This window comes from Lapillicoccus sp. (assembly GCF_025353065.1).
GTDB lineage: Bacteria > Actinomycetota > Actinomycetes > Actinomycetales > Dermatophilaceae > Lapillicoccus.
This window is the reverse complement of the sequence record NZ_JANXRJ010000159.1, coordinates 1-14,519: the sequence shown is the minus strand read 5'-3', so window position 1 is coordinate 14,519 and position 14,519 is coordinate 1. Positions and strand designations below refer to the sequence as shown.

General features: G+C 72.9%; 17 protein-coding genes. 13 read left to right on the top strand and 4 right to left on the bottom strand.

Annotated features, from left to right (window positions below; translation table 11 throughout):
- Window positions 1–200, top strand: a 200-nt coding sequence (locus Q0R63_RS12865) for a hypothetical protein (RefSeq protein WP_295697800.1), incomplete at its 5' end; no start/stop codon positions are given.
- Between the two features lie 16 nt (window positions 201–216).
- Here the strand turns inward: Q0R63_RS12865 and Q0R63_RS12860 are convergent.
- Entirely contained in the window at window positions 217–1,107 is an 891-nt protein-coding gene (locus Q0R63_RS12860; protein ID WP_295697797.1) for a zinc-binding dehydrogenase, read from the bottom strand.
- Between the two features lie 132 nt (window positions 1,108–1,239).
- Between Q0R63_RS12860 and Q0R63_RS12855 the strand changes: the two genes are divergently transcribed.
- Window positions 1,240–1,641, top strand: coding sequence for a helix-turn-helix domain-containing protein (locus tag Q0R63_RS12855; protein ID WP_295697795.1), 402 nt, complete (start codon window positions 1,240–1,242; stop codon window positions 1,639–1,641).
- A gap of 152 nt (window positions 1,642–1,793) precedes the next feature.
- Here the strand turns inward: Q0R63_RS12855 and Q0R63_RS12850 are convergent, their stop codons facing one another.
- A complete protein-coding gene (locus tag Q0R63_RS12850) occupies window positions 1,794–2,771 on the bottom strand; it encodes a YihY/virulence factor BrkB family protein (RefSeq protein WP_295697793.1) in 978 nt (325 codons plus the stop codon).
- Window positions 2,772–2,930: 159 nt separating this feature from the next.
- Between Q0R63_RS12850 and Q0R63_RS12845 the strand changes: the two genes are divergently transcribed.
- From Q0R63_RS12845 to Q0R63_RS12830, 4 genes are all read left to right on the top strand, one after another.
- Window positions 2,931–3,755 (top strand): glycerophosphodiester phosphodiesterase family protein, encoded by an 825-nt coding sequence (locus Q0R63_RS12845; protein ID WP_295697790.1) that lies wholly within the window; start codon window positions 2,931–2,933, stop codon window positions 3,753–3,755.
- Between the two features lie 135 nt (window positions 3,756–3,890).
- A complete protein-coding gene (locus Q0R63_RS12840) occupies window positions 3,891–4,325 on the top strand; it encodes an ATP-binding protein (RefSeq protein WP_366521122.1) in 435 nt (144 codons plus the stop codon).
- Between the two features lie 90 nt (window positions 4,326–4,415).
- A complete protein-coding gene (locus Q0R63_RS12835; protein WP_295697787.1) occupies window positions 4,416–5,297 on the top strand; it encodes a DUF5926 family protein in 882 nt (293 codons plus the stop codon).
- 15 nt (window positions 5,298–5,312) lie between these two features.
- Complete coding sequence (locus Q0R63_RS12830; RefSeq protein WP_295697784.1) at window positions 5,313–6,113, top strand: glycosyltransferase; 801 nt, start codon at window positions 5,313–5,315, stop codon at window positions 6,111–6,113.
- 51 nt (window positions 6,114–6,164) lie between these two features.
- Here the strand turns inward: Q0R63_RS12830 and Q0R63_RS12825 are convergent, their stop codons facing one another.
- Entirely contained in the window at window positions 6,165–8,363 is a 2,199-nt protein-coding gene (locus tag Q0R63_RS12825; RefSeq protein ID WP_295697781.1) for a hypothetical protein, read from the bottom strand.
- Window positions 8,364–8,473: 110 nt separating this feature from the next.
- Between Q0R63_RS12825 and Q0R63_RS12820 the strand changes: the two genes are divergently transcribed.
- On the top strand, window positions 8,474–8,986 hold the full coding sequence (locus Q0R63_RS12820; RefSeq protein WP_295697778.1) for a DUF4446 family protein: 513 nt from the start codon (window positions 8,474–8,476) through the stop codon (window positions 8,984–8,986).
- A 309-nt stretch (window positions 8,987–9,295) separates the two neighbouring features.
- Here Q0R63_RS12820 and Q0R63_RS12815 read toward each other — a convergent pair whose 3' ends face one another.
- On the bottom strand, window positions 9,296–10,402 hold the full coding sequence (locus Q0R63_RS12815; protein WP_295697776.1) for a diacylglycerol kinase family protein: 1,107 nt from the start codon (window positions 10,400–10,402) through the stop codon (window positions 9,296–9,298).
- Window positions 10,403–10,463: 61 nt separating this feature from the next.
- Here Q0R63_RS12815 and Q0R63_RS12810 point away from each other — a divergent pair, with 61 nt between their 5' ends.
- From Q0R63_RS12810 to Q0R63_RS12785, 6 genes are all read left to right on the top strand, one after another.
- Window positions 10,464–11,033, top strand: a complete 570-nt coding sequence (locus Q0R63_RS12810) for a DinB family protein (RefSeq protein WP_295697772.1) — start codon at window positions 10,464–10,466, stop codon at window positions 11,031–11,033.
- A gap of 66 nt (window positions 11,034–11,099) precedes the next feature.
- Entirely contained in the window at window positions 11,100–11,567 is a 468-nt protein-coding gene (locus tag Q0R63_RS12805; RefSeq protein WP_295697769.1) for an SRPBCC family protein, read from the top strand.
- 66 nt (window positions 11,568–11,633) lie between these two features.
- On the top strand, window positions 11,634–11,975 hold the full coding sequence (locus Q0R63_RS12800) for a helix-turn-helix domain-containing protein (protein ID WP_295697766.1): 342 nt from the start codon (window positions 11,634–11,636) through the stop codon (window positions 11,973–11,975).
- Window positions 11,891–12,469 carry an SRPBCC domain-containing protein gene (locus tag Q0R63_RS24600; RefSeq protein ID WP_366521124.1) on the top strand — a complete coding sequence of 193 codons (579 nt, stop codon included), beginning with the start codon at window positions 11,891–11,893 and terminating at the stop codon, window positions 12,467–12,469. The genes Q0R63_RS12800 and Q0R63_RS24600 overlap by 85 nt, the downstream gene beginning before the upstream one ends.
- A 135-nt stretch (window positions 12,470–12,604) precedes the next feature.
- Window positions 12,605–14,065, top strand: coding sequence for a histidine kinase (locus Q0R63_RS12790; protein ID WP_295697763.1), 1,461 nt, complete (start codon window positions 12,605–12,607; stop codon window positions 14,063–14,065).
- The coding region (locus tag Q0R63_RS12785; RefSeq protein ID WP_295697759.1) for a response regulator transcription factor at window positions 14,058–14,519 on the top strand (462 nt) is incomplete at its 3' end. The genes Q0R63_RS12790 and Q0R63_RS12785, both read left to right, overlap by 8 nt.

Sequence of the window (14,519 nt, the reverse complement as noted above, 5' to 3'; positions counted from 1 at the left end):
GCCAGCTCGGCCAGCTCGGCCAGCTCGGCCAGCTCGGCCAGCTCGGCCAGCTCGGCCAGCTCGGCCAGCTCGGCCAGCTCGGCCAGCTCGGCCAGCTCGGCCAGCTCGGCCAGCTCGGTGCCGGCGGCAACGTCTTCGCCTCCGACCGCGTCACCCTGCGACCCCGCGGGACCTGGCAGCCGCTCGAGTCTCTCCTCTGAGCGAGGGAGGAGGCGGTCAGGGGACGAGGACCACCCGGCCGCGGACGCCCGACTCCGCCAGCCGCGCGAAGGCCGCGTCGGCCTCATCGAAGGGGACGGTGCGGTCGAGACGCACCGGCAGCGCGCCGGCGACCGTCCGGGCGAGCAGGTCGGCGAGCCGAGCGCCGTCGGGCTGGACCCCGACGAGCAGCAGCTCGACACCCCGCTCGGCCGGCAACGGCCCGGTCACGCTGGCGAAGCGCCCGCCGTCGCGCACCGCCCCGAGGGCCGCCTCGCGCAGCGCCGCGGCGTCGAGCACGCCGTCGACGGTGACCCCGTCGAGGCTGGTGACCAGCTTGGCCCCGGCGCCCTCGACGAAGGCCCGGTCCGACTCGCGGGCTAGCCCCACGACCTCCCAGCCGCGGGCGACGGCGAGCGGCACGGCATACCCCCCGACCGCGCCGGCCGCACCGGTGACGAGGAGGGTGCCGTTCGGCTCACCGAGCAGGTCGAGCGCCTGGTGTGCCGTGAGGGTGTTGAGCGGCACGGTCGCCGCCTTGACGAGGCCGAGCCCCTCCGGGACGACGGCCACGTCGTCGGCCGGGACCACGAGCTCCTCGGCCAGGGCTCCCAGTGCCTTGTCGAAGCCGCCGGAGAGGGCAGCCACACGGGCGCCCAGGACAAGGTCCGGGTGGCTGGCGGCGACGCCGGCGCCGATGGCCGAGACCGTCCCGGCCGCATCCCAGCCGAGTCCGACCGGTCCCTGCTGCGTGATCATCGCGGCATAGGCGCCGCTGAGGACAGTCGCGTCGACCGGGTTGACCGTCGCGGCCTCGACGCGGAGGCGGATCTCGCCGGCGGCAGGCTCCGGGGTCGCGACCTCGACGACCTCGAGGTGGCCGGCGGTGCGGGTGATGAGGGCGCGCATGTGGTGCTCCTTGTCCGGAAGGTGTGGGGCGGCGCTCTTGGCAGCGCCCCGGGGATGCGCCTACCATGACCGGTAACGCTCTCTCATGGGAAGTAGGCACCTCAGAGTGCGTAACTACCCTGAAGGAGAACCATGCCGACCCTCACCGCCGACCGACGCCGCGACCAGGCGAAGGAGGAGTTCGACGCCTTCTTCGCCAGCTGCCCGAGCCGCAAGGTCCTCGACCGCCTGTCCGACAAGTGGGTGACCCTCGTCCTCGTGGCCCTGGGGGAGCACGACCTGCGCTACAGCGAGCTGGCCCGTCGGATCGCGGGCGTCAGCCCCAAGATGCTGACCCAGACGCTGCGCTCCCTCGAGCGCGACGGCCTGGTCACCCGCGCCGTGACGCCGACGGTGCCTGTCACCGTCGACTACGCGCTGACCGACCTCGGGCGCTCGCTGCTCGTCGTCGTCGGGAAGGTCAAGGACTGGGCCGAGGCCAATCTCCACCAGGTCGAAGCGGCCCGCGAGGACTATGACAACCGGGATGAGTGAGACGACGATGAGGGAGAGGACACCGACGTCACGCGTGGGCTTCGACGGCGACGTGCCGAAGTGCGCGAGGCTCGCAGCGAGGCGTCAGTAGTACCGGCGACGGCGGCCTCCGATGGGGACGAGGTCGGGTGTAGCGCGGTCTCCGGCGCGATCTAGCGGTTGTTCTCTCGGCGTGGGTGGTAGCGGACGTCCACCTCCTCGAAGCCCTTGGATCGTTGGGCTTTGGCTTGGCTCGTGTAGGCGCGACGGTCACCACTGGTGAGGTCGACGTCGTCGGTGAACGGGGTGAGCAGCGATCGCGGGTGGAGGCGGTCGATGCGGACGACGTTGGCCTCGACGCAGAGCACCACTGCGGTGGCGGTGATGTAGAGGAAGGCGAGGAGGCCCAGGACGAGGGCGAAGACGCCGTTGGTCGCCGAGGCGCCCTTGACGACGTGGCCCACGTAGACGACGCCGAACGTCTGCAGCAGCTGCCAGATGATCGCGGCCGTGACGGCGCCGGGGGCGACGTCGCGGGCCGACAGGTCGCGGGCAGCCGCGAAGCGGAAGGCGAAGATGAACGCGCCCGCGTTGATGGCCACCGAGGCGACGAGGACGAGCACCTTGAGGATCGGGCCGAGGGAGCCGGCGTTGCTCGCGCCCAGGGTGGACAGCGCCGTCGTCCCCACCACCGCAAGGCCGACGGTGACGAGCAGCACCACGCTGCGGCCGCGCGCCTTGAACGGGTTCGGGCGGCTGTTGCGCGGCACCGCCCACGCCGTGTTCATCGCGTACTGGGTGGCCTGGGCGACGCCGAGCCCGCCGTAGAGGGCGCCCAGGATGCCGATGACCAGACCCACCGGTCCGCCGCCGATCCGTTTCGGGTCACCCAGCTGGCTGCCGACCACAGGGAACTGCGACAGCGCCGAGTGCAGGATCTGGTCCTGCAGGTGCGGGTTGCCGGCCAGGACGAAGCCCAGCACGGTGGACATCAGCAGGAGCAGCGGGAAGAGGGAGACGAAGGCGTAGTACGTGATCAGGGCGGCCAGGTAGCCGCCGTTGTCGTCGAAGTACTTGTAGAGCACCCCGAGCGGATAGCCCGCGGCATGGTGGCGCCGCTGGAAGCCGTCGAGCCGGTCGGTCAGCGACACGTTCCTGGCCTTTCGATGGGTTGGGGCGGCCCCTGCCGGTGTGCAGAGGTCCTACCCTGCGGCGGATGGGGTAAAACCGCTGAGAACCTCCCTGCGTCCGGCCTAGACAGCGCTAGAGAGGGCGATCGACGCCACCGCACCCCGTGCCACGATGGGCCGATGAGCACCCCGGACGCCGCGACGTCGTCTCCCGTCGGCGGCTCGCGCCCGCTCGTCATCGCCCACCGCGGCAGCTCGTATGCCGTGGCGGAGCACACCCAGGGCGCCTACCGACGCGCCCTCGACGAGGGCGTCGACGGGCTCGAGTGCGACGTCCGGCTCACCGCGGACGGTGAGCTGGTCTGCCTCCACGACCGCACCCTCGAACGCACCGGGGGCGGCGACGGCATCGTTTCGACGATGACGCTCGCCGAGCTGCGGGCCGTGGACTGGGGGGCCTGGAAGCACCACGCCGCCGGCGAGCGGACGACTGGGGACGGCACGCTGATCACCCTGCGAGAGCTCGTGGAGCTCGCCCTCGGCGCCGCGCGACCCACGGGTCTGGCTATCGAGACCAAGCACCCGACCCGGTTCGGAGGCGCCGTCGAGCGGGAGGTGGCGACCCTGCTCAGCGACTACGACCTCACCGGGCCGCGCACGTCCGGTATGCCGTGGGTCAGGATGATGTCGTTCTCCCCGTTGGCGGTTCGCCGGATGACGAGCCTCCTGCCCGAGCTGCCGACCGTGCTCCTGCTCGGGGCGCCGATGCCGTTGCCCTACCGCGGTGGGGCCCTGCTCGCCGGTGCCGCGACCGCCGGCCTCGACGTCGCGATCCTCCGGGACCATCCTGAGGTCGTGGCGGCACAGCACGACAAGGGGCACGAGGTATTCGTCTGGACGGTGGACGACCCGGTCGACATCGAGCTCTGCCTCCGGTTGCGGGTGGATGCCATCATCAGCAACCGTCCGGAACTCGTCCTCGACCTCAGCGGCCGCAGCGGTTAGCCTGTGGGCGACGCACGACGTCGGGGAGTCGTCGGAAAGCTTGGGACGGGCATGGGCAGTGCACGGTGAGGCGGTGATTTTCGGGTGGTAGATCCTTCACGTTCGGCGGCTGCCGACGCGGTGGCGGCTGCCTCGGTGACGGCCATCTCGGCTGACCAGGGCGACCGGCCGCGCACCATCCGGGTGCCCTGGACGGCGCCGGCCGTGCCCAAGATCCGGCGTGCGGTCGTGGCCGACCTCGAGTCCCGTCACCTGCCCGTCGACCTCATCGGCGAGACCGAGATCGTGGTCTCGGAGCTCGTCGGCAACGCCATCCGCCATGCCCGCCCGTTGCCGGACGGCAGCATCCGGGTCCACTGGAAGGTGAAGTCCGGAGTGGTGGAGATCGAGGTGTCCGACGGAGGTGGTCCGTCCACGCCGCGGCCGGCCCCGCAAGCGCTGTGGTCCTCCAGCGGGCGTGGTCTGCGGATCGTCCGGAGCCTGGCCCACGAGTGGGGTGTCACCGATGAACGCGGTGGTCGGACCGTGTGGGCCTCGCTGGGTGGACCCTCGCGTCGCCGCTCCCGCTGACGACGCTGCTTCGCTGACGACGCCGCTTCGCTGACGACGCTGACCGCGCCGAGCGGGGCGGGGCGGGCGCGGCAACTAGGGTTGCTGTCCATGGGAAAGGCCAGCAAGCGTCGCACCGTCCGTCCGTCCGACACCCGGGATGCCCCGGCACCGTTCGTGTCACGACCCTTCGAGGGTCTCCCGTCGGAGACCGAGTGGGTCGCGATGCGGGAGCTCCTGCCGGCGGCCACCGCCCCGATCGCCTTCACCGCCGGCCGGGCGCCCGAGGGCGCACCGACGACGGCCACCGTCGCCACCGTGCTGCCCCTGGCGTGGCCGGGTCTGCACCGCACCGGCGGCGGCGTCTTCGTCGCGACCCAGTCGGGCGCCTCGAGCGGCGACGCGAGCCGCGACCTCGCCGCGGCCCTGCTCCTGGCCTCCGCCGCGGACGAGGGCGTGCCGATCGCGACGGTGCCCACCCCCACGGCCGAGTCCCCCCGGCTCCAGGACCTGCTCGACCTCGACCTCGCCTTCGACGTGACCGTCCACGACGGGTTCCAGTTCTGGGTGGGTGACGCCGAACTCGACACCGAGGGGCAGGAGTCGCTCGAGCGGGCCAACGAGTCGGTCGTCCCGACCGTCCGGGTCGAGGGGGTCACCTCCGCCTACTGGTGCGTCATCAACGGTCGCAGCTATGTCCGCTGGGTCCTCCCGCACGACGAGGACACCGCCACCGACGCGCTCTCCCGGGTCATGGCGTCCGACGACTCGGCCCTCGTCGAGGGCTCGCGGCTCCTCGGTGCGTTCCGCACCAGCGGTCTGATCATCCCGGTGTGGGAGGTGGGAGACGACCGCGAGCCGACCGACTTCGGCGACGCCGTCGCGGAGATGGGCCGTCGTCTCGACGCCGCCCTCGCGAGCACCGACCCCCTCGACTCCGCCGAGCGGCGTGCCAGGGCGGGGCTCCTCAACCGCCAGGTGACCCTGCGCTGAACCGGCGCTGACCCGATGCCCCCGTCCTCCGGTCCGTCCGGCACGTCACCCCAGCCCGGGGAGACCGAGCCCACCGGGTATGCCGCGGATGCCGCGGATGCCGCGGATGCGGCGCCGCCCCGGGCCTCGCGCCCCGTCGTGGCGGTCATCCCGGCGAAGGACGAGGCGGACCGCATCGGCGCCACGATCGATGCGGTCCGCGGCCTGGCCGTCGTGTCCCGGGTCGTCGTCGTCGACGACGGGAGCACCGACTCGACCTCGGAGCGAGCGGCCGACCACGGCGCCACCGTCGTGCGCCACGAGGTGAACCGCGGCAAGGCAGCGGCGATGGCCACCGGGGCGGACGCCGCGGTCGACCTGGTGGGGCGGGGCCGCGACCACCTCCTGCTCTTCGTCGACGCCGACCTGGAGGCGTCCGCCGCGGCCCTCGTCGCTCTCGTCGGTCCCGTCGAGTCCGGTGAGGCCGACATGACGATCGCGGTCCTGCCGCCGCAGCGCCGAGCCGGAGGCGGTCACGGCTTCGTCGTCCGGCTCGCCCGCGGGGGGATCGAACGGCTCACGGGCTGGGTCCCCACCCAGCCGCTCTCGGGGATGCGCTGCCTCAGCCGCGCGGCATACGTCGCAGGGCAGCCGTTGGCCCCGGGCTGGGGGGTGGAGGTGGGGCTCACCGTCGACGTGCTGCGGGCCGGGCTGCGCATCGTCGAGGTGCCGTGCGACCTGCACCACCGGGTCACTGGGTCGGACTGGCGGGGGCAGGTGCACCGGGCCGCGCAGTACCGCGACGTCGCGCGGGCCCTGGTGCGGCGCGGCAGGTAGTGGCGCTCGACGTCCCGCGCCGACGACGACTGCAGGGTCGGTCGAGCACGGCTAGCCGTGCCGGCGCTCCGCCCGCGTCAGAGCGCGGCCGTCACGGGAGCGCAGCTCGCCGACGCGCAGGGTGGCCGAGATGACGAGGGGGAACGCCAGGGCCCACGCGACCGGCGGGATGGCCACCCCGGTGTCGTTGAGGAACAGCCCGACCACGAGGGTCAGGGTCAGCGCCGCGAGTCCCTGGCGCAGGCAGTCGACGTCGGTGAACAACGGCCGCAGCGGGCGGGCCAGGCGCGAGTCCGGTCGGAGGCAGACCCAGGCCGTGAGGAGGAGGACCAGCGGCACCAGGTAGGCGAACAGCGTTGTCTGCGTGAGGGTGTCGAGGTTCTGCACGAGCTTGCGGGTGACGATGTCACGGCCGTTCCCGTCGATCACGGTCTGCACGAAGCTCCCCAGGTGGGAGCGTGAAGCGGGTGGCCGCAGCCAGTCGGCAAGGGCGATGACGAGGACCGCGCCGACCGTCGCGCCGATGAGCACGAGGGCGCGGCGCCAGGTGACGCGCACCCCGAGGACGGCGAGGACGAGCAGGGCGATCCCGGGGATGAGCGCGGGCGGCCCACCGGCGTCGGCTCCCCAGATCGGGGCGGCGTCGATGAGGACGGCGAGCAGTCCGATCAGGCTGACCGCGGCGGCGGCGGCTCGTGGGCCTGCCGATGACCGCAGCCGGCCGGCGACCGCGATCGCGGCGAGGAAGGTGGCGGCCGTGAAGAGCGCGAAGCTGACGTTGCCGAAGCCGTAGAACCGGCCTCCGACAATGGGATTGAGGCCGAGCAGGGACGAGAGCTGGAGCCGGGAACCGGTGACGATGTCGGCCGCGAGCACGAGGAACGTCATCACGGCGATCGCCGCCGCGGGACCGAGGGTCGCTCGGCGCCACGGCCCGCGCAGGGCGATGGCGCCCATCACGCCGGCCCAGACGACGACGAGGGCGACGAGGGCCAGGGGCGGCCGGCCGGACCGCCACCACGGCACGAGGTTGGCGAGGAAGGTCGCCGCGGGGACGGCGGACGCCACGACCAGCCCGTCGCGCACCCCGCTCCGGGCCGACCGGCGGTGCTGGTCGGTCCCGAGACCGCGCCACCCCATCAGGCCCAGACCGGCGAGGGCCAGGACCATGAGCAGGCCCCAGCCGACGAAGAAGGGCTCGACGACGGGTTGCACGGCGCGTGAGGACAGGTCGAGGTCCACGAGATCGGCCTGCCGGCGTCCGGCCAGGGCGACGGAGCTGTTCGCGGCCGGCGCCCGGCGCAGCGGAGACCCGCCGATGGTGGTCGGGACGGTCCCGCCGGCATGGCGCACGATCGTGGCCGTGACGTCCTCCAGCTGAACGAGGCCGGACTGCCGAGTCGAGGGCGAGTAGAGGGCGCCGGGTCCGAACCGAGGCCCGGCGGCGACGACGAGACGCAGGCCGGCCGCCCCACCGTCGTCGGAGAGGCCGGCCACCAGCAGGTCCGCTCCGGACGGCGCGGCGGCGACCACCTGCGCCACCCGGGCGTCGACCGCTGCGACCTGCGCCGCGCGAAAGGACCCCGCGGACCCGGTCGGATCGGCAGATCCGATGGACCCGACGTCGACGAACGTCGTCCGGCAGGTGGCGAGGCCCGTCGTCAGCGTGGCCCCGTCGAACGCCTGGTGGTGCGCCACCGAGCCGGTGCGCGGCATCGCCGCGGCAAGGGCGGCCCCGGGCCCGATCGCCGAGATGCACTGTCCCTGAGCGTCCAGGGTGGCGGCGAGGGTGCCGGGCACCGCGTCGTAGGCGCGGTCGGCCGCGGCCTGCTCGATGGCTGCCCAGCCCTGGACGGACCCGCCGGCCACCGCGGGCAGCGGGCCGCAGGAGTCGGTGCCCGTAGGCGCCCCTGCTCCCGGCCGGCCCGCGTCCGGCAGGCCGGCCCGCCCACCCGCCGACAGGGTGAGCCAGCCGTCGACGGGGCACGTGGTGGCGTGGACGCTCGTGACGTTGAGCGCGGCCGAGGACCCGTCGCGCAAGAGAGCCCAGAGGGCGGGTGTCCTGCTCGGGTCGAGGTCGCCAGGCCCGAGGCCGCCGGCGCCGACGACGACGAGGGAGTCGGCGCCAGCGGCTCCGCTGGGGACCGCTTCGGGGGTGTTGCGGCTCGAGAGCAGCGCACTGCCGAGCAGAGCGGCGAGCACGACGAGGCAGCCGGCGACCAGGGCATGGTTGGTCTGCCGCCGCATCACCCGGTCAGCGTAGGTGGGCGCGGCGGGGACGACGAACCCTCGCCTCGTCGGAGCGGGTCCACGCCGCGCGCCCAGCCCCGTGCGCACCCTCCCCGGCGTACCCTTCCCCGGTGGACCTCACCCCGACCCAGCTCGGCGGGCTGGCGGTGACCGGGCTCGTCCTGGCGATCGTGGCCCTGGCGCTCGCGACGTGGTCCCAGCTGCGGCTGAGGACGCTGCGCCGCAGCTACCGGGTGCTGTGGGCCGGGGGCGAGAGGGACGTCGCGACCCTTGTGGGCGACCAGCACCGCCGGCTCGACCGCCTCGAGGGGGAGGTCGCTGTGGGGCGGGTCGAGGTCGCCGCGGTGCGCGGGGACGTCGCGCGGTCGTTGCGTCACGTCGCCGTGGTCCGCTACGACGCCTTCGGGGACATGGGCGGTCGACTGAGCTTCTCCTGCGCCGTCATCGATGACGAGGGCGACGGCCTCGTCCTGTCCGCGATCCACGCCCGGGGCGAGTCCCGGACCTACGCCAAGGGCATCGTCGGCGGGACGAGCACGGTGACCCTCTCCCCGGAGGAGCAGCAGGCGCTCTCGTCGGCCCGTGCCGACGAGGGTCGGGGCGCCGGCTCCGACCGTGGCTGAGCGGCGGCATACCGGGTGTGCGGTGGTTGCGGGCGAGGCCGAGGCCCGTTCCTGACGATTCGATGGCACTTACTTGCCACTTGTCCGATTTACCAAACAATAAATAGATATGCCGTGTGAGTTGGTTTACAGTGGGTTCTGGGTAGAGGGACTGAGCGCAAGGTCAGCCACCCCCACCCTTCTCGGTCGAAGTGCGGAAGCGGGCGAACCCCCACTTGCCCGTCGGCCCCGCGACCGAGACGCAAAGGCGGCCCAACCCCCACGGGCCGCCTTTGCCATGACCTGTCGGTGTCCGGGTCGCCGTCCGGGTCAGCTCTTCTGGGCCACCCGGACGACGAGCGCGAGGTGCTCGACCCGGGCGCTGATCCCCCGAGCGGGGCCGATGGTGTCGCCGTCGACCTGCACCTCCTGGGACCGTTCGGCGCGGACGGAGACCTCGGCGGCGGTGTGGTGGTCGACGAGGGCGTGGCCCCGCCGGCTGCGGGTGATGATCTTGCCGGCGACGGCGGTCCAGCCGATCGGCCCGCGGGGCGAGATGGTGACGATGTCGAGCAGGCCGTCGTCGACCCGGGCGTCGGGCATGAGGGTGAGGCCCCCGAGGAGGCGCCCGCAGTTGCCGATCACGACGCTGCGGGTGCGCCGCGAGAAGCTCGGGTCGGGGCCGAATTTCAGCGTCACCTTGAAGGTGCGGCCGATGAGGTTCCCCAGGCCGGACACGACGTAGGCCGCCGGGCCGACCTGGGCCTTGAGCCGCTCCGGTGCTCCCGCCATGATCTCGGCGTCGAAACCCATCCCCGCCATGACCAGGAACAGGTGCTCTTCCGGCGCTGACGGAGTCGCGGGCGAGCCGGAGCGGTCCACGGTGAGGCGGCCGACGTCGATCCGCTGGTTCTGGCCGGTCAGGGCGACTACGAGCGCGCGGGTGATGGAGTCGACGGGAAGGTCGAGGTTGCGGGCCAGCAGGTTGCCGGTGCCGCCGGGGAGCAGCCCCATCGGCGTCTCGGTGCCGACGAGGCCCGCGGCGACCGAGCGGACCGTGCCGTCGCCCCCCAGGGCGCAGACGAGGACGGCTCCCTCGGTCACCGCCTGGCGGGCCTGACCCGTGCCGGGGTCGGCCGCCGTCGTCTCAAGCCAGATCGGCTCGTCGAAGCCCTCGGCGAGGCACACGGTGCCGATCCGCCACCGGACGTCTGTCAGGTCGGCGAACTTCGTGGGGTTGACGATGACCGCCGCCCGCTTGAGCGGGACCGCGGTCTCGGCGTCGGGCGGCCGGAACTCGTTGCGGTGGGGGCGGCGCCGACGACCCGTGTCGAGGCTGGTGGTCGTGGCCCGGCGTCGTCGGACGACGACGACCGTGACGACGAGGGCGAGGACGACGATCCCCGCCACCGCCCACAGCCAGAGGGTGTCGCTCACGGTGTGACGCTATCGGAGCGTGGGGCCCCGGCCACCCCGGTGGCCGTTAGCCTTGCCCGCCATGAGCCCCGACGCAGGATCTCGGTCGCCGGAGACGCCGGAGCGGTCAGAGCCGCCGGTACCTCCGGAGCCGGACGACAAAGACTGGACCCTCGAGCGCGTATGCCGCGAGTGCGGCTTCGACACCGGCGGCGTCGGGCGCTCGGCGGTGCCGGCGCTCGTCCGGGACGCGATGTCGCGGTTCTCCGACGCGCTCGAGCGTCCGGACGCCACCCGTCGTCCGTCGGCGAGGACGTGGTCGGTCCTGGAGTACTCGTGCCACGTGCGCGACGTCTGCGCGATCTTCACCGAGCGGGTCGAGCTGATGCGGTCGCAGGACGAGCCGCGGTTCGCCGACTGGGACCAGGACGCGACCGCCCTCGAGGGGCGCTACTGGTCACAGGATCCGCACGACGTGTCGGGCGAGGTCGCCGCCGCTGCCGAGGTCGCTGCGACCGCGTTCGGCCGGGTCGGTGCCGACGAATGGCCCCGGCGCGGGTTCCGCAGCAACGGCTCGGAGTTCACCATCGACTCGTTGGCCCGCTACTTCCTGCACGACCTCCATCACCACGTGTGGGACATCGGCGGCTGACGGTGCTGCGTCGGCGATAACGGGTAGGTACCTCCTGACCCACCGCCGACCGGACGGATGATCCTGATGAGTGCCTCCCCTGTGACCAGCGTGAACGTCGGCCCCCGCAAGGTGGCCCGGCGAGTGACGGTCGACGCCCCCGCCGCCGACCTCTTCACGCTCGTGGCCGACCCGCACCGCCATCCCGAGCTCGACGGGTCGGGCACGCTCCGCGACATCCCGGTCCAGGGACCGACCCGGCTCAGCAGGGGCGCGACCTTCACGGTGGGGATGACGCAGCTCGGCCTGCCCTACAAGATCCGCTCGACCGTCGTCGACTTCGAGGACGGCCGAGTGGTCCAGTGGCAGCACCCGCTCGGCCACAGCTGGCGGTGGGAGCTGGCCGAGACCGGTCCGTCCACGACCGAGGTCACCGAGACCTTCGACTACTCCACGGCGAAGGCGCCCAAGCTGCTCGAGGTCCTCGGTGTGCCCGCCAGGAACGCCGCGGGGATCGAGGCGACCCTCGAGGGTCTCGCCGCTCGCTACGCCTGACCCGCTTCGGGTCGTACTCCGCGTGAGGGGTTGACGTGTGACCAAACAGTCACCTAAGTTGGGGTGATGACGAGGAGCCAGCAGGACGAGGACGCCGTGTTCCGCGCCCTCGCCGACCCCACGCGCCGACGGGTCCTCGACCTGCTCTTCGAGCGGGACGGACGCACCCTCGGCGAGCTGGAGAGCGAGTTCGAGATGAGCCGCTTCGGGGTGATGAAGCACGTCCGCGTCCTCGTCGAGGCCGACCTCGTCGTCACGCGGAAGGACGGCCGCTCGACGCGCCACTTCCTCAACCCCGTGCCGATCCAGCTGGTCGCCGACCGCTGGATCGACAAGTACACCACCGGCCGGGTCACCGCCCTCGCCGACCTCAAGCACGCCCTCGAAGAACGGAGCCGGAACCCCTGACCGCCCAGGCCCACCCGACGCACGACGAGACGACGGGGGAGATCCCGCAGGAGGACACCATCGGTCGCACTCCTCAGATCTTCCGGATCGTCATCCGCGCCACGCCGCAGCAGATCTGGGACGCGATCACACTGCCGGAGTTCACTTCTCGCTACTTCCACGGCGCCGCGATCTCCAGCACCGCCGACCACTACTCCTCCCTCGGGCCTGACGGCTCGACCTGGGGAGACAGCGCGGTGCTGGAGTTCGACCCACCCCGTCGCCTGGTCCACGGCTGGCGCTCGCTCTACGACCCCGAGCTGGCGGCCGAGCCCGAGAGCCGCGTCACCTGGGAGATCGAGCCGGCTGACGACGGCACCTGCGCGCTCACCGTCGTCCACGACCACCTGGGCGGAGCGCCGCGCACGGCGTCGAGCATCTCGGGGTTCGGCTGGGCCGGCGTCATCTCCGGCCTGAAGACCCTGGTCGAGACGGGGCGCCCGATGCGCGGCTGACGCGGATGCGCGGCTGACGCGGATGCGCGGATGCGCGGGTCTCCGTCGCGCGGGGGAGGCCCCTGTCCCACCGGTGTGCCTACGCTGGGCGGCGTGAGTGTCGGAGAGATGAGGATCAGGGCGGCCGGACGTGCCGTGAGCGCTGCGCGCCCGGGCGCGACGTGGCGGTCCCGGTCGCGAGACTTCTTCGCGATCGACGACGACTTCGTCCGTCCGGCCGGCGCCGGGGCCGGCCGCAGGGACATCGTCCTCACCCTCGTCGTGCTTGCCGCTTCGGCACTGGGGCTCGAGCTGGCCCGCAGCGCCGCGATCCTCGGTGAGCACGCGGTCTGGGCCGAGTACCTCGGAACCACCGCGATGGCCGCCCCGCTCCTGGTCCGCCGGCACTACCCGGTGTTCGTCGCCATCGGCTCGAGCCTGGCCTTCTTCGTCGTCGGGTTGACCATGCCCGACGTCGCGGTGCAGCTGTCGGTCCAGGCGATCTACTTCTTCAGCCTCTTCAGCTCGATGGCCTGGGCCCGCGACCGCAAGGTGGTCCTCGGCACGATGGGCGGTGTGCTGCTGCTGATGTTCGGATGGCTGGCCGTGCAGTACTCCGTGGGCAACGCGATCGACACCATCGAGGCATCGGCCGGCAAGGTAGGCACGACCGGGCTCTTTGGGCACGTTGCCGCCACCGTGACCTACTCCCTCCTCGTCAACGCCCTCTACTTCGGCGGCGCCGTCCTCGGTGGCCAGGCGGCGTGGCGGGCAGCGCGGGAGCGCGCGCGGCTCGCCGAGCAGACCCAGACCGTGAGGGCCCAGGCCGGCACCCTTCGGCAGCACGCCGTCGTCCAGGAGCGCCTGCGCATCGCCCGCGAGCTGCACGATGTCGTCGCGCACCACGTCTCCGTCATGGGCGTCCAGGCGGCAGCTGCGAGAAGGGTGCTCGACCGCGACCCTGCGGCTGCGTCGACGGCTCTCGGGTCGGTGGAGTCGTCGGCGCGCGAGGCCGTCACCGAGATGAGGGCGTTGCTCGGCACCCTTCGGCAGGGCGAGCCCGACGACACCGCCCGCTGGGGGACCGCGGGGGCGGCCTCGCTCGACGGCGTCACGTCGCCCGACGGAGCGTCGCACCGCTCCCCCGAGCCGGGGGTGACCGCGATCCCGGGTCTGATCGAGCAGCTGGCCGACCCCTCGTTCACCGTGAGCTACACCGTCGTCGAGAGCGAGCCCGGGGCGCTCTCGAGGGTCAGCCCGGCTGCGGGGCTCACGCTCTACCGGACCATCCAGGAGGCCGTGAGCAACGTGCGCCGGCACTCGACGGCGTCCGGAGCGGGGGTCGTGCTGCGCGTCGACACCCGCGCCGAGCAGGGGGAGGGCGGTGCGGCCGGCCGGGCCGGCGGCTTCGCCGAGGTCGAGGTGCTCGACGACGGTCGCCCACGCACGGGGTCGTCCGGCTCGGGACTCGGCCTGCTGGGCATGCGCGAGCGGGTCGCCTCCCTCGCCGGCACGCTCGAGATCGGGCCCCGGGTCACCGGAGGCTTCCGGGTGCGGATCCGGCTGCCGCTCGTCGGGCCGGCTCCCGACGACAGGGACGGCGACGATCGTGGCTGAGTCCACGCCGCCGCTGCGGATCGTCGTCGTCGACGACCAGGCCCTCGTCCGTTCGGGATTCGCGATGATCCTGTCCGTCGAGCCCGACCTCGAGGTCGTCGGCGAGGCCAGCGACGGGCGTACGGCGATCGAGGTCGTGGAGCGGCTGCGGCCCGACCTCGTCCTCATGGACGTCCAGATGCCGGTGATGGACGGCATCGAGGCCACCCGCGAGATCGTCGCGCGCGACCTCGCGAAGGTCGTCATCCTCACGACCTTCGACCACGACGACTACCTCGTCGACGCCCTGCGCGCCGGGGCCAGCGGGTTCCTCCTCAAGAACGCCGAGCCCGAGCGCCTCGTCGACGCCGTCCGCGTCGTCGGCCGCGGCCACGCCCTCCTCGCGCCGGAGGTCACCCGCCGGGTCATCGAGCAGATGACGAGGAGCCAGCCGACACCCCCCACCGGGTATGCC